The sequence below is a fragment of the Streptomyces sp. NPDC054770 genome (genome assembly GCF_053611985.1).
In genome coordinates, this window is sequence record NZ_JBSHBL010000006.1 from 58,957 (window position 1) to 80,085 (window position 21,129).

Genomic DNA, 21,129 nt, shown 5'->3' on the forward strand with positions numbered 1-21,129 from the left:
TTCCTCTCGATGGCGTCTGGTTCGGTGGAAAGAGAGCACGGAGAGCGAAGTCTCGTGAACGCGTCACTGGACGGCGGGCGGCAGATCTCTCATGCCGCTGAGTGGTGACAGCGCCACCGGAATCCAGGCGAGCGCCGTGCCTGTCGCGGCCACCCAGAGAGCGGTCCTTGGACTGGCGTACTCGCCGATCAGCGCCGACAGGCCCGAGCCGATCGGGAGCATCCCCCACAGCGCGAAGCGCATGGTGGCGTTGACTCTGCCGAGCAGGTGGTCGGGCGTCACCTGCTGCCGGTAGCTGACCAGGATGATATTGCCGATCATGTTCCGCAGGTTCATCACGAGGAAGGCGCCTGCGGCGACGACAAGCCGGAATCCGTGACCGGCCAGGGGCAGCAGGAAATACAGGGGGGCGCTCAGCATGGCCGAGAGCCACAGCACCCGTCCGTAACCGAATCTCCGGGTCGCCCAGGGAGTGAGGACGGCACCCAGTACAGACCCCACGCCCGCGACCGAGAAGAAGAGGCCGACCCCGCCGGCGGACAGACCCACCTCGCGGACCAGTACCACCGGCAGCATGGTGACGGTGATGCTGATGAACAGGTTCCCCAGACTGCTCGACAGGGCGGACGGCCGGAGGACGGGATCCCGGAGCACATGACGCAGCCCTTCGCGGACGCCCTGGCGCAGCGGAACCGGGTCGGCCGCCGGCGCGGACGGCGGCCGGTCGCCGCGAATCAAGAGGACACAGCTTGCGGACCACAACGCGGTCAGCGCGTTCATGCCCATCGCCACCGGGCCCGTGAGTGCCTGGATCAGAAATCCGCCCAGCGCGCGTCCCACGATCTGAGAGCCGGAATTCGCCCCGGTCAGGCCGGCGTTGGCCGCCACAAGGCCGTTCGGTCCGACGAGCCGTGGCACATAACTCTGCGCCGACACGTCGAAGAAGACCCGGCAGACACCGGTCAGGAACGCTACGGCCACCAGTTGCTCCAGGCCGAGATGCCCCAACCACCAGGCCAGGGGCACCGAGGCCAGCAGCCCGAACCGGGTGAGGTCTGCGGCAATCATGACGTGGCGACGCTCGAACCGGTCCACCCAGACCCCCGCGGGCAGGCCGATCACGAGGAACGCGAGCGTACCCGCGGCTGCCAGCAGACCCACCTGCTCGGGACCCGCGTGCAGCAGGACCACGGCCACCAGGGGGTAGGCCAGCAGAGTGATCTCACTGCCGGTGTTGTTGACGAGTACCGCGGCGAACAGCAGCCGGAAGCCGGGCAGCCGGAAGGCCGCAGCGGTCGGTGCGGCAGGCTCGTCGGTCCTCGCACGGTCAGGAATCGCTCTGGTCACGTCTTTCCTCATTGAAGTCGATCTCCAGCCCGTCACGGAACCGAGCGTCCAGCGCACGCATCCGCCGCTCGCACTCTGCGCGGGTGGGCCCGCTGACGACGAAGTCGGCCAGCACGTCGGCAGAGTAGGTGGGTGCGGTCATCCGTCCGCCGGGGCGGACGAAGGTCCGCTGCCGGACCAGGCCGGGGAATCCGTCCAGCCCGGCCGGCAGGGCGCGCAGGGTTCCGGGACGCTTCATCAGCAGCATCTGGCCAGCCAGCACCCCTGGCGGCACGCGACCGCTGTCCGGGCCCTCCACCATGGGGGAAAGCCCGAGTTGGGCCCGCACCGCAGCCTGGGCCGGATCGAAGCCGAACATGGCACGGTGCACTTCCCGCAGCGCCGCCCCGGGGGCCCGACAGGCCGCCTCGCACAGCACCAGTTCGTCCTGCGGGGTGCGGAACACCTCGATGTGGAAGGCGAAGTCCCGCGGTCCGGCCAGCGGGCCCCGAACGGGCCCCGGCCCGGAAGCGAGTGGGCCGCAGAGTGCCCGCAGCACTTCGTGTGCGAACGCGAGCAGACGGTCGCCGAGCGGGTCCCCCGGATCGAACGGCAGATCCAGCCTGGCGTCCCGGTCCTCACGGAAGGACGCGAGCGTGTACAGGTACTGGAACGGCCACATCGACCGAATCTCGCCTCCGGTCACCAGGCCGTCGATGTGGCACATGCCGCCGGGTACGAAGGACTCCGCGAGCCATGTGCTCCCGGCGCCCGCACCTGACGCGATGAAGGCACCGATGTCCCGCTCGTTGCCCAGCACGCGCAGACCCACCGAACCCGCTCCCCGGCGCGGTTTGACCACGACCGGCAGACCGTGGCGCCTTGCGAAGGCACGGAGCAGGTCCGGACTGGTCAGCAGGGTGTGCTCGGCGACCGGGAGTCCGGCCAGGCGGGCCCGGCGTTTCATCTCCCACTTGTCACGGAAGGGCGCCACGTCGTGCGGCAGCGGCCCGGGCAGACCGAGCTCCCGGCGCAGCTGCGCGGCCCGTTCCAGATCACGTTCCTGGCAGGCGATGACATGCCCGACGCGGTACTTGCGGGCGAGTTCCGCGGCTCGGTCTGCCAACTCCCGGTCGTCGTCGTACCCGGTGACCGCCTCGGTGTGCAGGTAGCGGGGCTGGTCGGCCGGCAGCCGCTCGCCATGGCGATCCAGGAACTCCTCGGAGGCGAGCAGCACGATGTCGCCCTCGTGGTCCGCGAGCCACTCGTGGTAGGGGTTGGCCGCCAGCGAACCCCGGTGCAGGACGAGGACGTTCACACCGGACCTCTGCGGCGGGCCGGTACGGCGGGGGCCGGGCCACCGAGGTCCGGACGGGTGCCGGTCAGCCAGTCCTTGACCTGGGCCAGCCGCTCCGTCACAGTCGCCGGGTCCGGCCCGCAGACCGTGGCCGCGGCGAGCCCCTGCGCAGTGACGGTGGCCGGCGAGACGTTGCGGGGATCCGTCAGCCACTTGAGCTGGACCAGCCAGTCGACGTCCGGCGGATCTGCGGGGGTACGGCAGAGCGCGGGGGCAGCCGGATAGGAGACCAGCCAGCCGGTGGCCCGCCGGTCCGGCGGCTGGCACTCGTCCGGGCGGGGCAGCGGGAGACCCAGCTGGCCCAGCAGCGCGGCCAGTCGCAGGTCGATGCCGTACCGGTGCCTGAAGGACGGGATGACACCGGCTCCTCCCGGACGGGCGGCGATCTCGCAGAAGACCGGGATCCCATCAGGGGTGAGGAAGACCTCCAGGTGGGAGACGCCGGAGAACCAGGGCGTCGTCGCGAGCACCTGCCGGTTGAAGGCGAGCAGCGTCTCGCGCACCCTCCCCGCGCCGACCGCCACCGACCTGCGCTGGTCGCCCGGGACCAGCGAAGGCAGCAGATCGAGATAGCGGGAAGCCAGCGCGGCCACGGGCCGGCCCGCCCGGACCACGCTGTCGATGTGGCAGGAAGTGCCCTCGACGAACTCCTCCGCCTGGTAGGGGCCATCGTGGCCGAGGCCGGTCTGCTCCAGACGGCACAGTTCGGCGCGGCTCGCTACCTGGTGCACGCCCTGTGCGAGCCAGGAGTCGACGGGCTTGAGGATGATCCTTCCGTACTTCTCCAGCAGCGGCTCGGCGTCGGCCGGGCCGCTGATTCCAGTGAATTCCGGGGTGCGCACACCGCCCGCGGCGACATGACGCTTCATCAGCACTTTGTGGCGGAACACGGTCGTCTGCGCGACATCCAGGCCGGGCACACCCAGGACCTCGCGAAGGGCGGCCGCCGGTACCAGCAACCGCTCGGTCACGGCGGCGACCCGGTCCACGGGCGGCCCGGCCTGTATCTCGGGCAGCGCACCCAGGACACGCTCCTCGTGTGAGGTGTCGGCGGTCACCACCCGGGACACTTCGCCCGGCCGGTGGTCGTGCGCCTTCTCCGGCAGGGTCACCAACGTGACTTCGTACCGGTCCGGATCGAGGTAGGGGCGGCCGTCCGGATGCCGGTAGGCGCTGTAGCCCCAGCGGTCGAGAAGTAGGACATGCTCACGCCTCATGAGTCCGTCTCGCGGGCAGAGGACGCGGCGGGCACGGGCGCGGTGAACTCGACGAGCGGAGAGCGCACGAACCCGCGCAGCTGCTCCCGGAATATCTTGCCGGACTCGGTGCGGGGGAGGTCGTCCACGAACTCCAGCACGGTGAGCCGTACGGCCTCGGGGAGTTCACCGTGCTTTCCGTTGACATGTCCGAGGACCGCTTCGGCCGTGACCGCGCCCGCGTTCCAGCCGTTCGCGAGACGGACGTACGCTTTGGCCTCCAACGACTCGGGGTCCGCCGCGGCAGCCACCGGCACCACGCCGGCCTCGGCGACCGCCGGGTGGCTCAGCAGCAGCTTCTCCAGCACGGCAGGTGCGACTCGGACGCCGCGTGCCGTGTGGAAGACGTCCTTGACCCGACCGATGAAGGTGAGGGTCCCGTCGTCCTCCCACTGGGCGAGATCACCCGTTCGGTACAGCGTTCCGGGCCCCGAGGGCGGCGTGTGCGCCGGATCGAGGTAACCCCGCATCAGTCCCGCCGGGCGATCCGTCAGATCCACACAGATCTCGCCTTCGCGTGCGGATGCCGTCGTGCCCGGCGGGCACAGGACGATCCGGTAGCCGGGCAGGGGACGTCCCAGGGAGGTGGGGTCGTGCGGCTGCCCGGACGACACACCGGCCATCGCGGTCAGCTCCGACTGGCCGTAGCCGTTGCGTACGACGACACCCCAGGCCGCGCGGACTGCGTCCACGATGTCGTCGGTGAGCGGCTCGCCCACGCTCATGGCCTCCCGCAGCGCGATCTGCCGCCCGCTCAGCCCGGCGGCGACCAGCCGGCGCCAGATGCTCGGCGGGGCGCAGAAACTGGTCGCCGCGGTGCGTTCGAGGGCGTTCAGGACCAGCTCGGCGGAGGCGTGCCGGGTGTCCAGGGAGACCACTTGGGCCTCGGCGTTCCACGGTGCGAACAGCGAACTCCAGGGATGCTTGGCCCAGCCGGGGGACGAGATGTTCAGATGGACGTCGCCGGGCCGCAGGCCCGCCCAGAACATTCCGGACAGATGTCCGATGGGATAGCTCGTATGGGTGTGGCCGACGAGCTTGGGCCGCGCGGTGCTCCCGGAGGTGAAGAAGCAGCACATCAGTTCGTCGGCAGGGGTGGGACCCTCCGCCGCGAAACCGCCCTCGAACCGTTCGGCGTCCGTCCACGGCTCCCAGCCGGGGACCGGGCCGCCCACACAGACCCGCAGGCCCGGGACGGTGTGCAACGCCGTGCCCTGGAACGCCGGTTCGCCGGCCACGGCGGCGTCGGCCACCACATGGCGCACGCCCGCACGGCGCAACCGGTCATCCACCTCCTCGGCGGCCAGCGTGGTGAACAGCGGTACGGCGACGGCGCGCAGCTTCATCAGCGCCAGCAACAGCTCCCAGACGGCCACGCTGGTGTCGAGGAGCAGGGCCACGCCGTCTCCGCGCCGCACGCCGCGGGACCGCAGCCATCCGGCCACCTGGTCCGAGCGCCGCGCCAGGCCGTCGAAGGACACCTGCCGGTCACGGTCCGGGGTGATCACCCACAGGGCGGGGCGGCCGTTGCCCCGGGCCACCGCGTCGAACCAGTCCACGGCCCAGTTGAAGTGCGGCGGCCGGGGCCAGCGGAACGACGCGTGGGCGTGATCCGGGTCGTGCGCGTGCCGCAGCAGTACGTCCCGGGCGACGCGGAATTCCTCGTGGGCGGTGCTCCGGGGGCCGGGAGCGGCGCCGGACGGGGCCTCAAAGGCAGGGGGCGAACTCATGGGAACTCCAGGGCGAGTTGCGGGTTTCGCATGCGAAGTGGGGGAGGGGCACGGCGGGTCAGGCCACCCGCCCCGGCAGTCTGCTCCGGCAGTACCGGACGATGCTCAGGGCGATGGCGTCGGCCTCGCGGTGGAACGTGGTACGGCTGCCGGTGCGTCCGTTCCCGATCTGGGTGAACCAGCGAGCGCCCTCGGTGGGCACGCCGAGGGCGTACAGGGCGCTGTGCACGCCGCCGTCCGCGGCCACCAGCCGGCCCTCCGCCGGGGTGACCCGCAGACCGCCGGTGGCGGACGCGGTGTCACCCGCGGTGGTGACGAACACGTCCGCCAGTCCGTCGTCGGCCAACTGCCGCAGCAGCGGGTTGCGGGTGGCGGACAGCGAGGGCGTGGGGACGCGGCTGTCGACCAGCGTGGAGACATGCCGCCGGGAGCCCCGGACCGCCGGCGACTCCACAGTGAACAGCCGCCGTTCGCGGTCGTATCCGAACATGGCGTCCGGCCCGACCACATGCACGAGGCCTGCCTCGGCGAGCGCGAGGAACTGCTCCGTACGCAGCGGTGGCGGCCCCGTCGACAGCAAGGACAACAGGGGAGCGACACGGGCCTGGAAATCGAGTTGGGACGAGGGCGCCAGCCCGCCCGACTCCAGGGCGAACCGCAGCAGGTCGCGGGCGTCCCGGATCACGTCCAGAGCCGCCTTGAGCGGACCGTCGACATTGCCGAGGCGGGCCTCGGCCAGATCGTTCCGCAGGATCCGGTGCAGTTCTCGGGTGTAGGCGGCCGGGCCGGGGAACCGGCGCCCGGCGAAGGGGCGGCCCAGCCGTTCCAGGTCCAGCGGCTGAATGTCGTCCAGGCCGTGCTCGGCCAGGGGGCCGCGCCAGTCACGGATGTCGGGGCCGACCGCAGTGAGCTCGTCGGCCAGTGCCGCGGCGGCCGTGGCGCCCTGCCGTGCTCGGGCGTGCGCGTGCACATGGACCAGGTTCACCTCGGCGGTCAGCAGCGGCCACACGGCGGCCATGAAGTCCAGGGAGGGCGTGCCGCGGTCGCGCAGGGCGTCCACGCGCAGTCCGGCCAGAGCCGCAGGAGTGAGGAAGCACGGCCGGAAGTATCCGCTCGCGGCGGGTTTCTGGTTGTGCCCCCGGGTACCGATGGGCAGCCCGCTGCGCGAACCGGCGTGGACGACCGGCTCCTTTCCGCTGGGCGTGTAGACCAGCCGGTCCCCCGCGCGGCGGAAGGAGCCGCCGCGCCCCACGCTGAGGGAGAGCAGCAGGTCGTAGAAGGACAGACCGAGCCCGAGGACACCGACCGCCGACTCCACGGGGATGGCATCGAGGTCCAGGTCGGCCACCGGCCGGCCGCCCAGGAAGAGCAGATCCGGCTCGTCCTGCGAGGCCTGCCACAGATCCGGAGCGAGCTGCTCCACCGCCGGTACGCCGGAGTGGCCCGTGGCCAGGACCACCGCGTCGGCTCGAAGACACCGCGGGCCGGACTCGTCGGACAGCTCCAGCACATAGCCGCCTTGGCCGGGCCGCAGCGAGGTGACCAGGCTGCGTGGCTCCGTCACCCGTACGGTGGGGGGCAGCCGGCGGGCAGCCTCCCGGTACACATGCCCGAGATATTCGCCGTACGTCCGGCGCGGCGCGCAGTCGTTCTCGTCGAGTGTGTTCAGCTCGGGCTCAGGACGCCGGCGCAGCCACTCGGCGAACGTGGGGCCCTGGCCCGGCGGGAACATGGTCAGTTCGCCGATGACTGTGTTCATCAGCAGCCACGGTGGCTGGTCCGTGCGCCAGACTCTGCCGCGCCCCGGCTGCACCGCGTCCAGCAGCACGATGTGCACGGCTCCCCGCGGCTGGTCGTCGGCCGCGCTGGAGAGGTGGTGGGCGAGCCGCTCGAAGACCGCGATACCGCGCGGCCCGCCTCCCACCACGGCCACGGTGAACGAGCCGTCGGCGGACATCACCGGGAGCGGGCAGCGGCCGACTGCCCGTCGTCCTGGGGCGGAAGCCGGTCCAGCGAGGCGCGGATCTGTTCCTCGGTTGCCGCCATGTCCGTCATCCGGCCGCTCAGGTAGTGCTCATAGGCGGAGAGATCGAGCAGGCCGTGGCCGCTGAGATTGAAGAGGATCACCTTCTCGCGGCCCTCCTCCCGGGCCCGTAGCGCTTCGTCGACGGCCGCCCGGACGGCGTGCGCCGACTCCGGTGCCGGGGTGATCCACTCCTGCTCCGCGAAGGTGATGCCGGCTTCGAAGACGCGCTGCTGGGGGTAGGCGACGGCCTCGATCAGCTTCTGCTCGTACATCGCGCTGACCAGGGGAGCGGCTCCGTGGTAGCGGAGTCCGCCGGCATGGATGCCAGGGGAGACGAAGGTGTGCCCGAGGGTGTACATCTTCGTCATGGGGGTGACACCCGTGAAGTCGTTGTAGTCCCAGGCGTAGGTGCCCCTGGTGAGCTTGGGCGCGGCCTCCGGCTCCACGGCGACGAACCGGGTGGCCCTGCCGGTGCGGATCTTCTCGTGGAAGAACGGGAAGGCCAGCCCGGAGAAGTTGCTGCCCGCGCCCACCGCGCCGATGACGACGTCCGGAAACTCGTCGAGGGCCTCCAGCTGGCGCAGCGCCTCCTGACCGATCACCGTCTGGTGCAGCAGGACGTGGTTCTCCCCGCTGCCGACCGACAGATTGCACCGGTCCAGGGCTGTCGCGTGCTCGAACGCTTCGGCGTTGGCGATGGACAGGCTGCCACTCGTCTCCGGGTCCCGAGCCAGTGCGGCGCGCCCCGCCGCGGTCCCGGTGCTCGGACTCGGTACCACCTTGGCGCCGTTCATCTCCATCATCACCCGGCGGTAGGGCTTCTGGTCGTAGCTGACGCGGACCATGTAGACCGTGCACCGCAGCCCGTAAACCCGGGCGGCCAGGGACAGCGCGGACCCCCACTGGCCCGCGCCGGTTCCCGTCGTCAGCTCCTCCACGCCGGCCTGCTTGTAGTAGTAGGCCTGGGCCAGCGCGGTGTTGAGCTTGTGGCTGCCCGTCGGGCTGGTGCCCTCGTACTTGAAGTAGATCCTGGCGGGGGTGTCCAGCAGCCGTTCGAGGTTCCGGGCTCGCTTCAGCGGGGTGGGGCGCCAACGCAGGTAGTGCTGCCGTACCTCGTCGGGGATCTCGATGAACGGCTGCCGGCTCAGGCTCTGCCGGTACATCGTCAGCGGGATCTGAGGGGCTATGCCGCCGTCGGCCGGGCGGGTGACCTCGGCGGGGCGGGCTCGTCGCAGTCGGGCCGCGTCCTCGACGTCCTTCAGGTCGGACAGGACGTTGTACCAGTGTGTGGGCACGATCCTTTCGGATGCCGCGGAATTCGTGGGCTGAGTGGTCATGTGCCGGATTCCATCCCCTCGTGCTCCACCTGTTGTGCGACCAGTTCGGTCAGGTCCTCGACGGTCTGCAGTTGTGCGTGAAATACCTCGGAGTCCGGTATCAGAACCTCGAACTCGGATTCCAGGCGGACAATGACTTCAAGCAGGGAAAGTGAGTCCAGGCCGATTTCTTGAGATGTGAGCAACTGATCGTCCCCGATTTTGTCAGGGGTTGTGGCGAGTCCCTTCACCACGACCAGGACCTGCTTCACGCGGTGCTTGATGGAAGGTGGCATGGGTTTCCATGAGTTCGTGTCCGAAGACGGTGACGGATGCAAAGGAAACTGATCGGGCTTGGGTCGTTGTTCTTTTGCCGTTACTGGTGCATGGCCGTCCGGCGGTGCAAGCCGGACGGCCGCTCCTGTCCCTTGTCCGGACCCTTCTGCCCTCGACTCGCAGGGGCCTCAGCCGGCCTGCTGGTCGGAAGTCTCGACCAGCAGGTCCTCAATGTCCGGTCGGCAGTCACCGCAGCCCTGACCGGCGCCGGTCCGCACACCGAGGTCGTCCACCGTGCGGCAGCCGCTGCGGCACGCTTCGATCAGCTCGGACTCGGTGACCCGGGAGCAGATGCACACCAGTGACACGTTCGCCGCCACCCCGGTCAGCCCGCCAGCCGTCCGGGTTCGATGAGCTGCGCCGAGGCTGCGAGGTCGAAGGACCGATGCGCGGTGCCGGCGACGATCTGCCAGATATCGGCGTCCGCCAGGCCGACGGAGCGAGCGTTGTCGATCTGGCGTGCCAGCGGCTGCGAGCCCGCAGCCACGATGCCGTCCTCCTGGTACCACAGGGTGTTCGCCTGGATCTGGTGCAGCTCCTGCCCGCCGAGGCGCGCCGAGTCGCACCGGTCGGTCATCAGCATCGAATTCTCGAAGCCCATCAACTCGACAGCGCGCTTGGCGATGTCGAGGTCGACGTGCTCACCGTCGAAGTTGATGCAGGCGGCAATGCGCCCGGCGTTCGCCTGGCGGATGATTGCTGCCGGAACGGGGCCGAGGATCTCCTCGATGTTCTCCAGGGTCCACCCGGGAAGGTCGTACCCCGCCACGGTCTCGGCTCGCTGGGCCCGGGCGCTTGAGGTGCGGAAGGCGTGCCGGATGTTCAGCGGCATGTCGTTGAAGAGATGGTCGGTAATGACCCTGACCCCGCCCCCCGGCCAGGACGCGCCCAGGGCGAGCTCGACGATCTCGTTCACCTGTGCCGCGCTCCGGGCCGGGTCGGCCCTGGTGAAGTGGCCCAGGGCAGGGCGCACCCCGTGCGAGACCAGCAGCGGGACGATGGTGTCGAACCGGGCCTCCGAGGAGCCGAACGCCTCGCTCAACCCGGACTCGGGGGAGAAGGCGTCCGGCGACAGCACGGTGTACACGAGCCCGTGTTCGCCGAGAGCGGCCAGCCGCTCCCACTCGGCCCGGGTCGGCAGCCATACGGTGGACGCCGGGGTGCCGCCGTGGCTGGCCAGCAGCGGCCCCTCCAGTGCGATGCCGCCGATGTGGCCGAGTTCGCCGTCCGCCCGCCGGCGTGCGTAGCCGTGCACGAGGCGCTCGAAGTCGGAGAGCCGGTCCCGGTGCAGGTAGAGGGTCGGCAGTGCGATCACGCCCTCGGCCCGGCACGCCTCATTGAGCAGGTCCAGGTCGAAGTTTGCCAGGTCTGAGAAGTCCACGCCGTTGAAGCCGTGGCAGTGGACCTCCACCGGCAGCCTGTCGTCGTCGCCGGCGTGCGGCAGGAGCTGCCGAGAAATGTTGACGTCAGTCATCACAGTTCCTCGATTCACATGGAAAGGACATGGCTGGGGAGTTCCCGAACGGGTTTCCGCCCTCGGCTGCTCCGCCGAGGCGGCGACGGCGGCTACGCGGCCGTGGTCCCCGTCCGCGCCGCACAGAGCGAGGCGTAGATTTCGAGGTGGCGGTCGACCATCGCCTGCTGGCTGAAGCGCTGCCGGACCGTCTCCCTGGCAGCGGCCCCGAGTCGCTGGGCCCGGGACGGGTCGGCGATCAGGGCGGTCAGTGCGTCGGCGAGCGCGGGCGGAGTCGACACGGGGACCAGCAGTCCGTCGGCGTCGTGGGTGACTACCTCGTTCAACCCGACGACATCCGTGGCTACCACCGGACGCGCCCATGACATGGCCTCGATGGCGGCCAGTCCGAGCCCCTCCTCGAGCGAGGGCTGCACCACGATGTCCGAGGCCGCATACACCTGGTCCATGGTCCGGTTTGTGAGATCCGACTGGATCCGGACCACTTCCTGCAGCCGGAGTTCCTGCAGCCGCGCCCGCAGCCGGGCGGCGTAGGCGTGGTCGGTGTCCCGGCCGGCGAGCAGGACCCGGACCCGTCGTCTCCCGGACACCACCGCCGGCAGCGCCTCAGCCAGGTCGAGCTGGGCCTTCCGGGGGTCGATCCGGCCCGGGCACAGCAGGAGGACGTCGTCGTCCTCCAGCCCGTACCGCGCGCGTCCCGCCGCCCGCAGTGCCGGGTCTGGTCCGGGTATCGGGACACCGTGGTAGATGAGATGGGTCCGTTCCCGGGGCGCGCCGTAGGCCATGGCACGCTCGTCGTAGAAGCGGCTCCCGGTGAAGTAGGCGTCGACCGGGAGGACCTGGTAGGACAGGCGGCAGCGGCCGTGTCCGAACGGCCCCAGGTCCGGGTTCTGCTCGTGCAGCGAGGCGGCGAGCGGGATGCCCGCGTCCAGTGCGATGGCGACGGCGTGCACCAGGGTTTCGTGGCTGTTGGCGTGAACGAGGTCCGCGCCGTTCACGCCGGAGAGCTCGCCGAGTTCGTCGAGCAGCGCGAACTGCATCCGGCGCCAGAGCACGGTGTCGGTCCGGTCGAGCTCCGCGGCGAAGGTCCGCAGCCGGACCAGCCGGTACCCCTCGCTCTCCTCCTCGGCCGGGAGCTCCGGCAGCCGGCTTCCGTCGGTGAGCACGGTGACCTGGTGGCCGGCGGCCGCCGCGCCCTGCGCCAGCAGCCGCATGTAGGTCTCGGCACCGCCCGTGTACGGATGGAACGTGGAACTGAGGAAGAGCAGGTTCATGAAGCTCCCCGTGCTGTGTCCGCGCCGACGAGCGCCTCGAAGAAGTGGCCGCCCGGGCTGGTCGCGGCTCGTGGGAGCAGGACACTCCGGTGAACCGTCGAGCCCTCGGCCACGCGCGCACCGGCCCCGATCACCGCAGGTCCCGCTATCCGGCTGCCGGGTTCGAGGACTGCGCCGACACCGACGTGCACCTCGGGCGGAAGGCTCTCCCCGCTGTGCTGCGGAGCGGGCCGGCGTGGCCGCAGGCCCCGGACCAGACCCCGTGCGGCGTCCAGGTTGGCGTCCCGCAGCGCAGCGGGCCGGCCGACGTCGTTCCAGTAGCCCCCGAGCGGGTGGATGCGCACCCGGTGGCCGTCCGCGATGAGCTCGGGGGCGAGGTGCGCGGCGAAGTCGTAGCACTCCGCCCCGGCCGGAACGCGCCGAAGCACCTCGGGCCGCAGGCAGTAGATGCCGGCGCTCACCCAGTGCTCCTGCTCGGGCGGTACGTCGGGCTTCTCCCGGGTGCGCTGCACCGTGCCGGAGGAGTCGACGTCCAGCACTCCGTAGCGGTGCGCACGGGTGACGCGGAGGGCGGCGAACGTCATCGCGGCGCTGCTCGCGGTGTGCGCCCGCACCAGCTCGGGCAGGGAGTCGTTGAAGACGATGTCGCCGGACACGACCAGGACGACGTCCACGGCTGCGAGGTCCTCCGTGAACTGGTGGAGCGCTCCCGCCGGGCCGCTGAGCCGATCCTCCGTCCGGAATCGCACCGTGTCGTCCTGTCCCGTGGCTCGCAGATGGGCCTCGACGGCCTCCGCGCGGTGGCTCAGGCCCACCCAGGTCTGCCGGGGGGAGGTCTCCGCCACCCGCGCCAGGATGAGGTCGAGCAGCGGCGTGTCGAGCACGGTGAGCAGCGGCTTGGGGGTGTCCCGGGTGAGCGGTCCGAGTCGGCGTCCCTCGCCGGCGGCCAGCACGACCGCTCCGACCGCCGGCGAGGTGGCGTTCACCGCTGCCCCACAGGGTCGAGGCCGGTGGCCGCGAGGAGCCGCTCGACACCCTCCTGGAAGGAGACCTGGGCGCGCCAGCCCAACTCGCGCAGGGCCAGCGTGCTGTCGAGGGCGATCCTGGCGATCTCCCCGGGCAGCGGCGGCCCGAACCGCGGTCTGGGCGCGGAGGGCGTGTGCCGGGCGAGTTCCCGGTGCACGTCGAGCACCGAAGTCTCCACACCGGTACCGACGTTGACCAGCCCGGAGCCGCGTTCGAGCGCAGCGAGGAAGGCAGCCACCACATCGCTGATGTACACAAAGTCCCGGGTGACGGAGCCGTCGCCGTTGACCACGCACTCCTCGCCCTGCCGGATCCGGTTCGCGAAGATCGCCACCACGCCGGCCTCACCGCGCGGGTCCTGGCGCGGCCCGTACACGTTGCCCAGGGCCAGCGCCACGGACTCCAGGCCGCGGTGGTCGCGGTACAGCCGCAGGTAGTCGACGGCCAGACGCTTGGTCAGCCCGTAGAAGGAGTCGGGGTCGCCGTGCGCCGTCTCGGGGACGGGCAGCGCCTCGGGTGCGACGTTGCCGTAGATGGTGCCGCCGCTGGTAGCGAAAACGACTCTTCTCGTGCCGGCCTCGACCGCGGCCTCCAGCAGGTTGAGCTGCCCGAGGACATTGACCCGCGCGTCGAGCAGCGGATCGCGCATGGAGACCTTCACGCTCATCTGCGCGCCCAGCATCAACAGCGCGTCGGGGCGGACGTCCTGCATCAGTCCGGCGGCTTCCGCGCTGCCGAGGTCGCAGCGGTGGAAGGCGAATCCCGGCTGTCCGGAGGCGTCCTGGAGGTTCGCCGCGTTCCCGGTGGACAGGTCGTCGATGACGTCCACCCTGTGGCCCTCGGCCAGGAGTGCGTCGGTGAGGTGCGAACCGATGAACCCGGCGCCGCCCGTAACCATGACTTTCACTCAGAACACCTCTTGGGCGGACGGGTAGTCGCAGACGTGCCGCTCCACCCGCCGCAGCGCGCGCACCATCATGTGGTTCACCGCGAGGTGGATGTCCTCGCTGAGGCCGTAGTCGCCGCCCCCGACCGCGACCGCGTGGTCGCTGAGCGCGTACAGCGGGCCGGCCGCGCCGAGCAGCGAGACCACCTGCATGGCCCGGGCGCGGGCGGCTTTGGCACCCGCGAGCACGTTGGGCGAGGCGCCGCTCACGCTGATCGCGACGTAGAGGTCGCCGGGCCGGCCCAGGACGTCCACCTGCCGGGCGAAGACCTGGTCGTAGCTGTGGTCGTTGGCGACCGCGGTCAGCGCCGGCGTGTTGTCGGCGAGGCCGATGGCGTAGCCGGGGGTGACCGCGACCTCCCGTGAGGCGGCGTTGAGGTCGTGGCACATGTGGGCGGCGGTGGATGAGCTGCCGCCGTTGCCGGCGATGAGCACGCCCCGGCCGGACTCCATGGCGGTCACCACCGCGCCCACCAAGTCGGCGAGGCGTTCACGGTCGATCAGGCTCACGCGGTGGCTGAGGTCGTCCAGGTAGTTGCCGGCGACTTGTACGAAGCGCGTACGCGTACCGATGCGCACCGGTGCGGGGGGTGGGGGATTGACTTGGGTCACTGGCACTGGCTCCGGTTTCACCTTGTTGGCTCACTCAGGCGGCGGTGCCGCCTCGGATGTGCGGAAGGTCAGCTCTCGGCCCGGTAGCGGTCCGAGTCTCCGAACGCGCCGCCCAGCGGACGCGGAGCGTCGAGCGCGGCCTGGTTGATCCGCTTTCCGCCGTCGACGCGCATCAGGGGGCGTGGGTGGTGCAGGTGCGGCAGAGTGCCCAGCAGCCTGCGTACCTCTGTGGTTTCACGGAGGCGGAAGTAGAACTCGTTGTCCTCGTCGCCCCAGCCCCGGAAACGTTCGTCCTGGCCTCCCACACGTCGGTAGACCTCCTGGGTGGCCGCGACCGCGCCACCCCGGATCTCCCGGAGGACGTAACCCCGCAGCAGACTGTGGTCCAGGGGCCGGCCGTCGCCCTCCTCCGCAAGCCGGCCGGCCGCCAGCGAACTGCTGCGCTCGTCGAGGTAGAACACCTCGTCGTAGGGCAGGACGGCGCCGACCGAGCCGGTCAGTGCCTCCAGGCAGGCGGCGACGAAGTCCGGTGAGACCGGCATGTCGACGTCCAGCAGGCAGACCGCGCCGTCGCCGGGGTGGGCCTTCGCCCCGACATTCCTGCCCCAGGCGTAGTTGAACGCCCCGGGGTTGTAGGCGAACCGGTAGGAGTCCACATAGGGGGCCAGGAGATCCTTGAGGCGCGGGGTGCGGTCCTGTTCCACCGCGACCACCCGGTAGTCGCCTCGCGCCCTGGTCTGGGTGCTGACGGCCAGCAGGCACGCCAGCAGGTTGCGCAGCCGGTACGGGTCTCCCTCGGGCACCCGGAAGCTCAGCACGACGGTCATGGCGACGCGGTCCGGAAGGGCACCGCGGACCGGCCGCAGCCGCTTCTGCAGCGCGGCCGCCTGCTGGGACAGCGGCTCGGACGACCCGGCACCGGCGGCGTTCGAGCCCCGCCGGGGGAAGAGCCTGGCGAACTCGCTGACCCGTACAGCGAGGCCCCGGGCCGCCGCGGCCAGCGCCGCGTCCGAGCTGCACAGCCGCCGTGCCTCCGCGACCACCCGGTCGTAGGGGGCGTCCGCCGACGGCTCCGCGGCCAGCAACGCCAGATCGGCCTCCACGGACGGGCCGGCCGCAGGGTGCTCGACGAGCAGCGCCCTGGCCTGGTCGAACACCGGCCCGACGCGCCGCCACAACGAGGGACTGATGCGTGCTTCGGGGTCGACCGACGCTGCTGCGAACAACGCCAGGGCCTCGGGTACGGACTGCGCTAAGGCGACATCGATGCCTGTCACTGCTCGGCTCCATCTCTCACAGGTAGGGAAGGATGTAGGCCGGGGAGTCGTGGCGTCCCTTGGACGGTGCCCAGGGGCCCGGCGTCAGGCGAGGTGCTTTTCGAACACCGCCCGCTGGTCGCGCAGGTACGCGACGTCGTTGAGGTACTGGATGTGGTGCCCGTCGGCAAGGTGGCCGGCGAACGCCGCATTGCCCGCTGCCGCTTGCGACTTCATGAAGTCCACGATGGCGGTGACCCGGGCGATGACGGCGTCGACCAGTGCGGCACGACCGTCCGCGTCCAGGCCGTAGCGGTCGCAGAAGACCCTGGTCCGTACCGCCTGTTCCTCGGCGGTGCCGAACCCGTCGGCGTTGCCGGGCGCCGTGATGGGAGCCCAGCGGTACACGCCGTGGGCCACGTCCCACAGTCTCGGGCCGGGGTGGGCGTTGTCGAAGTCGATGATGCCCACCGCCTCCGTCCCGCGCAGGACCACGTTGTGCGGGGCGTAGTCGCCGTGACAGATCACCTCCGCCGGATCGACCTCGGCCTGCATCCAGCCGTGGGCGGGAACCCTGCCCACGTAGTCCACGGTGTGGTCGTGGAAGGCCCGCAGCAGAGTTGCGGCGGACTCCAGTGCCTCCGGCGTGGCAGCGGCCTCCGAAACCGGGTAGTTGCACACGTCTCCCGGGATGAAGTCCAAGATCTCGAAGCCGTCGGCGGTGACCTCGTGCAGTGCCGGCGCCTGCGTGAATCCGCTCTCCCGCAAATGCCGCAGCAGGCCGTGGACAAGCGGGGACGCGGGCCCTGTGGGACGCCGGACCGTGGTCCCGATGCGCACCACCTCGTTCACGCCGCCGCCGGCCAGTACCTCGTAGTCGGGTGACTGCGTCTGGTCCTCTTGCACACCAATCACTCCTTGCTCAACTACCAACGCATTGCCAGCTTCTCCAGCACATGGACAGTTCGTCCACGCTGTGGCAACAAGCTGACAGATGTTCGTCCGGGCGCCCACGGAATCGAAACGCTTGGGCAGGCTGGCCCGCGGACCAGGCCAGGAGCACAGCGGCCGAGCGGCCCGGCCGCCCATGAACGGGACACCCCCTTCTGATCGAGGAGATCCATGCAACCTCTCCTGTTCCGCGTCTACGGGATCGGTGACCGCGACTTCCGGCTGATCCGTGCCGAGCACCTGGCGGCGATCGACGAGGAGGCGGCCGTCCGCGGCTACGCCGTGTTGCCCGCCGTCCCCTTGACGGCGGCTTCCCTCGACCGGGTCACGGAGGTTCTGGGCGCCTACGCGTCAGCCTCGGCCGACGGCCGGCTGGAGGCCGTCGCCGGGTTCTCCGGCTACCTCGGCCCGCGCCCGCTCGGCCGAGGAGAGTGGGCGCGGGTGGCCGGGCTGGCCCCACTCGGCCTGCGCACCATCCGACTCGACGTCGCGGCATGGGGTCTGGACGACGAGGCCGCCGCCGGCCTGCGGGTACGGGACCTGCTGAACGCGCTGGACGAGGCAGGTGTCGCCATAGAACTGACCGCCTCGGACACGGCCGCTCCCAGCCTGGCGGCGGAGCGGCTCGCCGCTGTCGCGCAGCATCTCGCCACCCGGCACCGCCGGGTGGGACACGGCGTGTTCCTGGCCGACCTGCCGTTCCCCGCCCGGAAGGCGGTCGTCGAAGCGGTACTGACCGCCGCGACCCGGTACGGCGCGATGCTGTGCCTGCCGTTCGAGCCGGCATCGGCTGCGCGCGACGCCGCGGCGGCCCGAAGCGTGCGGCGCGGTGCGGCGATCGCTGTCACCGGGCACACCGAACTCCCCTCGACCCCACAGGCGGAGGAGGTCTGCCCGCTGCCGGACGTGCGGCAGGCAGGGCTCACCCCCCTGCTGCGCACGCTTCGGCTCCAGGCGTTCACCGAGTCGGAGGTGGAGGACCTGACCGGAGAGAACAGTTGGGCGCTGCTCAAGGCGCACCGGCGGACCTGAGGGCTGTCACCGTCGCGACCCGCACCCCGTGACCCCGAACTCCAGCGGAGGAACCCTGCCATGCCCCTCGACACCGACCAGGACCGGATCGCCGGGATACCCGGGTTCCGGCCCTACGTTCCCGAGGACGACATCGCCACCCTGCTGAGCCGCTACGAGCAGATGCTCCGCAGCGGCGACGTCACGAAAGGCCCCTGGGTGGAGGCCTTCGAGGCGGCGACCGCGGCGCGAATGGGCGACGGCTTCCACGCGGTGGCCGTGGCCAACGCGACCATCGCCCTCGAGGCGCTGTACCGCAGCCTCGATGTGCGGGGGCACGAGGTCGTGGTGCCGGCCAACACCTTCGTCGCCACCGCCTCCGCGGCGGTCAACTGCGGCGCCGACGTCCGGTTCGTCGACATCGACCCGGCCACCCTCGCTCCCACACCGGAGCAGCTCGACCGGGCGATCGGACCGCGCACCAAGATGGTCGTGCTGTGCCACATGGGCGGGCTCATCAGCCCGGACACCCCGGCCCTGGTCGACCTGTGCACCCGACGCGGAGTGATCTGCATCGAGGATTCGGCCCAGGCCCTCGGCGTGCGTCTGAAGGGGGTGCCGGCGGGTGCGTTCGGGCTCGCGGGAGTCTTCTCGTTCTTCCCCGGCAAGGTGGTCACCGCGGGCGAGGGCGGCATGGTCGTCAGCCGGGACGAGGCGCTGGTACAGACGGTGCGGGTGCTGCGCGACCAAGGCCGCGACCCGGATCGGGTGCATCGGCGCCCCGGCTTCAACTGGCGGATGTCGGAGATGCAGGCCGCGCTCGGCGAGACCCAGATGGCACGCCTCGACGAGATCATCGCTATCCGCGCCGAACGGGCGGAGCTCTACCGCAGTTGCCTGAGCGACCTGCCGGGAGTGGAGCTGCCGAGTCCCGCCGCCGGTGTCGACGCCAACTGGTACAAGTACTGGATCACCCTTCCCGGCCCGGGCGCCGCCGAGGCGGTGGCCGAGGCGTTGCAGAGCGACTACGGGATGCGCCAAGCCGGACCGCTGCAGGGCCACGGGGAGTCCTGCGCGGCCATGCCCGCCTTTGCCCCGCACCAGGAGTGCCCGGTGGCGGAGCACTTCTGCCGCTCTCATGTCGGTCTTCCGATCTACCCGGGCCTGCAGCCGGACTCTGTCCGGGACGTCGCCCGCGCTGTCCGCGAGATCCTGACCCGTGCCATCGGACGGGAGGCCGGCCGATGACGCCGCCCGCCCCCAGGCCCGTCGCGCTGATCGGCTGGGGGAAGGTCGCCCAGACCTTCTACGGGCCGGCGCTGGCCGCGCAGCACGCGCTGCAGGTGGTCGCGGTGGTCGATGCCGACCCCGCACAGCGAGCCGCCGGGCAGGCCGCGTTCCCTGCCGCGCGCGCCGCCGCGTCCCCGGCCGAGCTGGGTGCGGCCCCCGTCGACGGAGTGGCCCTCAATCTGACGCCCGCTCAGGCCCATCTGGCCACGAACCGCGAGCTGCTGTCGCTGGGCTGGCACACGTACAGCGAGAAGCCGGCCGCCCCGGGCGCGCACAGCTGGGAGCAGTTGTGCAGCCAGGCCCGCGGAGCCGGCCGGGCGCTGGTGTCGGCGCCGACCACCGCCTTCGGCCCCGCCGCCCGGGCGCTGCAGGAACTGGTCCGCTCCGGGGCGCTGGGGCGGCCGATGACCGTCCATGTCGAGGTGGCACTCGGCGGCCCTGCCGCCCGCCGCCCGCTCGACCCCCGGCGGGGCTGGTTCCTGCGGCCGGGCAGCGGTGTCGTCTCCGACATCGGCCTGTACGGGATCGCACACACGGTGGCCCTGTTCGGACCGCCCGAGCGGGTCGCGTGGCGTCCGGTCGGCGTACGGTTGCCGATCCGGGTGGCGGGGGCATCGGACGAACACGCGGAGACGGTGGCCGGCGCGGCCTCGCCCGACGCCTGGACGGCTGCGTTGAGCTGGAGCGACGGCCTTGCGGGCACCATGCACATCGGCTACCGCCCGGGTCGGACACCGGTGACCTCCCTCGAGGTCCACGGCACCGAGCGGTCGGTGGCCCTGGACATCGAGGACGTCCACACGCCGCCCGTGGTTCTGCCCGCCGACGGCGTGACCGTTCCGGCCGTCGACCCGCACCCGGACATCCCCGCCGGGCAGGCCAAGTACCTCCAGGCGCTGCAGTTCCTGGTCCGTTGCCTGGACGATCCCGGCGCCCTGGCAGACCACCAGCGGACCGTGCACGACACCCTCGCCTTGGCGGCGGTGCCGCTGGCCCGCGAGCACCAGGGCGTACCCGCCCCCGAGGAGGTCCCCACGTGACGCCCCGGACCGACCCGGCAGTCGCCGCACCGGGTGCCGCGCACGTGGTCGATGCGTGGACCGGTCGGCAGGGCTTCCTCGCCTCCGGACGCGGGGACCGCACCGGTCACACCGGTGCCGACGCGGGCTGCCCCTTCTGCCCCGGCGGCACCGAGCATCCGGGGCACGCTGTGGCCCCCTACGCCTTCCCCAACCGCTGGCCCGCGCTGCCCGGCGGCCACTGCGAGGTCGTCGTGCACGACACCGGGCACCAGGGCGACTTCGGCACGCTCCCGGCCCGGCAGATCCGACGGGTGATCGACCTGTGGGCCCGGCGCTCGCAGATCCTCGCCGCCCATCCCGAGGTTGCCTGCGTCCTGGTCTTCGAGAACCGCGGTCCCGAGGCCGGTGCCACCGTCGCGCATCCGCACAGCCAGGTCTTCGGTCTGCCGGTGGTGCCCGAGCCGCTTCGCCCTCCCGCCCCCGCAGCGGGCTGCCCCGGCTGCGCTCCGGCAGACCAGGACCTGCTGGTGCGCGCCGTCCCCGGCTGGCACAGCGGGGTCCCCGAGGCGCCTCCCGCGCCGTTCACGCTGCGGATCGCCCCGGAGCGGCATGTCGCCACGCTGGACGAACTCGACTCAGCCGAGCGTGCGGCCCTGGCGCTGCTGCTCGCCGACAGCGTCGTCCGCCTCGACGCGCTGTTCGACGCCCCCATGCCCTACCACCTGTGGGTGGTCCAGGGACACGGACAGGGCCGCGCGCACCTGAACGTCGTCATCAGCGGTCTGGCCCGGTCGGCGACCCGGCTCCGGATCCCCGGCGCGGCCGAGGCGGCCACCGGCATGTTCTTCACCCCACAGGACCCGGTGCGGGCTGCCACGCTGCTGCGCTCCGTCGGCGCGCCGCGATGACCGGCCCTGCCG

Annotated in this window: 19 protein-coding genes; 4 read left to right on the plus strand and 15 right to left on the minus strand. The window is 71.4% G+C overall.

Translation table 11 applies throughout. From position 1 onward, the window contains the following. Positions 1–63: 63 nt before the first annotated feature. The 15 genes from ACWGKQ_RS08200 to ACWGKQ_RS08270 all read right to left on the minus strand — a co-directional run bounded on the left by ACWGKQ_RS08200 (position 64) and on the right by ACWGKQ_RS08270 (position 16,841). Positions 64–1,347 carry an MFS transporter gene (locus ACWGKQ_RS08200; protein ID WP_453291058.1) on the minus strand — a complete coding sequence of 428 codons (1,284 nt, stop codon included), beginning with the start codon at positions 1,345–1,347 and terminating at the stop codon, positions 64–66. Beyond that, positions 1,328–2,644 (minus strand): NikS protein, encoded by a 1,317-nt coding sequence (locus tag ACWGKQ_RS08205; protein ID WP_453291059.1) that lies wholly within the window; start codon positions 2,642–2,644, stop codon positions 1,328–1,330. Before ACWGKQ_RS08205 ends, ACWGKQ_RS08200 begins: the two co-directional genes overlap by 20 nt. Beyond that, positions 2,641–3,900, minus strand: a complete 1,260-nt coding sequence (locus ACWGKQ_RS08210; RefSeq protein WP_453291060.1) for an ATP-grasp domain-containing protein — start codon at positions 3,898–3,900, stop codon at positions 2,641–2,643. The genes ACWGKQ_RS08205 and ACWGKQ_RS08210 overlap by 4 nt, the downstream gene beginning before the upstream one ends. Further along, positions 3,897–5,669: an AMP-binding protein gene (locus ACWGKQ_RS08215; protein ID WP_453291061.1), complete on the minus strand. Its 1,773-nt coding sequence runs from the start codon at positions 5,667–5,669 to the stop codon at positions 3,897–3,899. The genes ACWGKQ_RS08210 and ACWGKQ_RS08215 overlap by 4 nt, the downstream gene beginning before the upstream one ends. Before the next feature lie 58 nt (positions 5,670–5,727). Continuing rightward, entirely contained in the window at positions 5,728–7,626 is a 1,899-nt protein-coding gene (locus ACWGKQ_RS08220; protein ID WP_453291062.1) for an FAD/NAD(P)-binding protein, read from the minus strand. Beyond that, positions 7,626–9,032: a TrpB-like pyridoxal phosphate-dependent enzyme gene (locus ACWGKQ_RS08225; protein WP_453291063.1), complete on the minus strand. Its 1,407-nt coding sequence runs from the start codon at positions 9,030–9,032 to the stop codon at positions 7,626–7,628. Before ACWGKQ_RS08225 ends, ACWGKQ_RS08220 begins: the two co-directional genes overlap by 1 nt. After that, positions 9,029–9,283 (minus strand): acyl carrier protein, encoded by a 255-nt coding sequence (locus ACWGKQ_RS08230; RefSeq protein WP_453291064.1) that lies wholly within the window; start codon positions 9,281–9,283, stop codon positions 9,029–9,031. The genes ACWGKQ_RS08225 and ACWGKQ_RS08230 overlap by 4 nt, the downstream gene beginning before the upstream one ends. 192 nt (positions 9,284–9,475) lie before the next feature. Further along, positions 9,476–9,655, minus strand: a complete 180-nt coding sequence (locus ACWGKQ_RS08235; RefSeq protein ID WP_453291065.1) for a (2Fe-2S)-binding protein — start codon at positions 9,653–9,655, stop codon at positions 9,476–9,478. Positions 9,656–9,672: 17 nt separating this feature from the next. Next, a complete protein-coding gene (locus tag ACWGKQ_RS08240) occupies positions 9,673–10,821 on the minus strand; it encodes a hypothetical protein (protein WP_453291066.1) in 1,149 nt (382 codons plus the stop codon). Between the two features lie 92 nt (positions 10,822–10,913). Beyond that, complete coding sequence (locus ACWGKQ_RS08245; RefSeq protein ID WP_453291067.1) at positions 10,914–12,095, minus strand: glycosyltransferase family 4 protein; 1,182 nt, start codon at positions 12,093–12,095, stop codon at positions 10,914–10,916. Then, positions 12,092–13,081, minus strand: coding sequence for a sugar phosphate nucleotidyltransferase (locus ACWGKQ_RS08250; RefSeq protein ID WP_453291068.1), 990 nt, complete (start codon positions 13,079–13,081; stop codon positions 12,092–12,094). The genes ACWGKQ_RS08245 and ACWGKQ_RS08250 overlap by 4 nt, the downstream gene beginning before the upstream one ends. Beyond that, a complete protein-coding gene (locus tag ACWGKQ_RS08255; protein ID WP_453291203.1) occupies positions 13,078–14,019 on the minus strand; it encodes an NAD-dependent epimerase/dehydratase family protein in 942 nt (313 codons plus the stop codon). Before ACWGKQ_RS08255 ends, ACWGKQ_RS08250 begins: the two co-directional genes overlap by 4 nt. A gap of 9 nt (positions 14,020–14,028) precedes the next feature. Further along, complete coding sequence (locus tag ACWGKQ_RS08260; protein WP_453291069.1) at positions 14,029–14,646, minus strand: D-sedoheptulose-7-phosphate isomerase; 618 nt, start codon at positions 14,644–14,646, stop codon at positions 14,029–14,031. A 101-nt stretch (positions 14,647–14,747) separates the two neighbouring features. After that, positions 14,748–15,956 carry a galactosyltransferase-related protein gene (locus ACWGKQ_RS08265; protein ID WP_453291070.1) on the minus strand — a complete coding sequence of 403 codons (1,209 nt, stop codon included), beginning with the start codon at positions 15,954–15,956 and terminating at the stop codon, positions 14,748–14,750. An 84-nt stretch (positions 15,957–16,040) separates the two neighbouring features. Next, positions 16,041–16,841 (minus strand): aminoglycoside phosphotransferase family protein, encoded by an 801-nt coding sequence (locus tag ACWGKQ_RS08270; RefSeq protein WP_453291071.1) that lies wholly within the window; start codon positions 16,839–16,841, stop codon positions 16,041–16,043. A 216-nt stretch (positions 16,842–17,057) separates the two neighbouring features. On the opposite strand from ACWGKQ_RS08270, the gene ACWGKQ_RS08275 reads away from it, so the two are divergent. The 4 genes from ACWGKQ_RS08275 to ACWGKQ_RS08290 are packed head-to-tail and all read left to right on the plus strand — an operon-like array spanning position 17,058 to position 21,117. Continuing rightward, a complete protein-coding gene (locus tag ACWGKQ_RS08275) occupies positions 17,058–17,918 on the plus strand; it encodes a hypothetical protein (protein WP_453291072.1) in 861 nt (286 codons plus the stop codon). A gap of 60 nt (positions 17,919–17,978) precedes the next feature. Beyond that, on the plus strand, positions 17,979–19,145 hold the full coding sequence (locus tag ACWGKQ_RS08280; RefSeq protein WP_453291073.1) for a DegT/DnrJ/EryC1/StrS family aminotransferase: 1,167 nt from the start codon (positions 17,979–17,981) through the stop codon (positions 19,143–19,145). Then, positions 19,142–20,227, plus strand: a complete 1,086-nt coding sequence (locus ACWGKQ_RS08285) for a Gfo/Idh/MocA family protein (RefSeq protein WP_453291074.1) — start codon at positions 19,142–19,144, stop codon at positions 20,225–20,227. Before ACWGKQ_RS08280 ends, ACWGKQ_RS08285 begins: the two co-directional genes overlap by 4 nt. Then, positions 20,224–21,117, plus strand: a complete 894-nt coding sequence (locus tag ACWGKQ_RS08290) for a DUF4931 domain-containing protein (protein ID WP_453291075.1) — start codon at positions 20,224–20,226, stop codon at positions 21,115–21,117. The genes ACWGKQ_RS08285 and ACWGKQ_RS08290 overlap by 4 nt, the downstream gene beginning before the upstream one ends. The last annotated feature ends 12 nt before the right edge of the window (positions 21,118–21,129 follow it).

Coding starts and splice junctions, on each gene's coding strand:
- ACWGKQ_RS08210 (WP_453291060.1), bottom strand. CDS start 3,900: ATGAGGCGTGAGCATGTCCTACTTCTCGACCGCTGGGGCTACAGCGCC.
- ACWGKQ_RS08215 (WP_453291061.1), bottom strand. CDS start 5,669: ATGAGTTCGCCCCCTGCCTTTGAGGCCCCGTCCGGCGCCGCTCCCGGC.
- ACWGKQ_RS08220 (WP_453291062.1), bottom strand. CDS start 7,626: ATGTCCGCCGACGGCTCGTTCACCGTGGCCGTGGTGGGAGGCGGGCCG.
- ACWGKQ_RS08225 (WP_453291063.1), bottom strand. CDS start 9,032: ATGACCACTCAGCCCACGAATTCCGCGGCATCCGAAAGGATCGTGCCC.
- ACWGKQ_RS08240 (WP_453291066.1), bottom strand. CDS start 10,821: ATGACTGACGTCAACATTTCTCGGCAGCTCCTGCCGCACGCCGGCGAC.
- ACWGKQ_RS08245 (WP_453291067.1), bottom strand. CDS start 12,095: ATGAACCTGCTCTTCCTCAGTTCCACGTTCCATCCGTACACGGGCGGT.
- ACWGKQ_RS08255 (WP_453291203.1), bottom strand. CDS start 14,019: ATGGTTACGGGCGGCGCCGGGTTCATCGGTTCGCACCTCACCGACGCA.
- ACWGKQ_RS08275 (WP_453291072.1), top strand. CDS start 17,058: ATGCAACCTCTCCTGTTCCGCGTCTACGGGATCGGTGACCGCGACTTC.
- ACWGKQ_RS08280 (WP_453291073.1), top strand. CDS start 17,979: ATGCCCCTCGACACCGACCAGGACCGGATCGCCGGGATACCCGGGTTC.
- ACWGKQ_RS08285 (WP_453291074.1), top strand. CDS start 19,142: ATGACGCCGCCCGCCCCCAGGCCCGTCGCGCTGATCGGCTGGGGGAAG.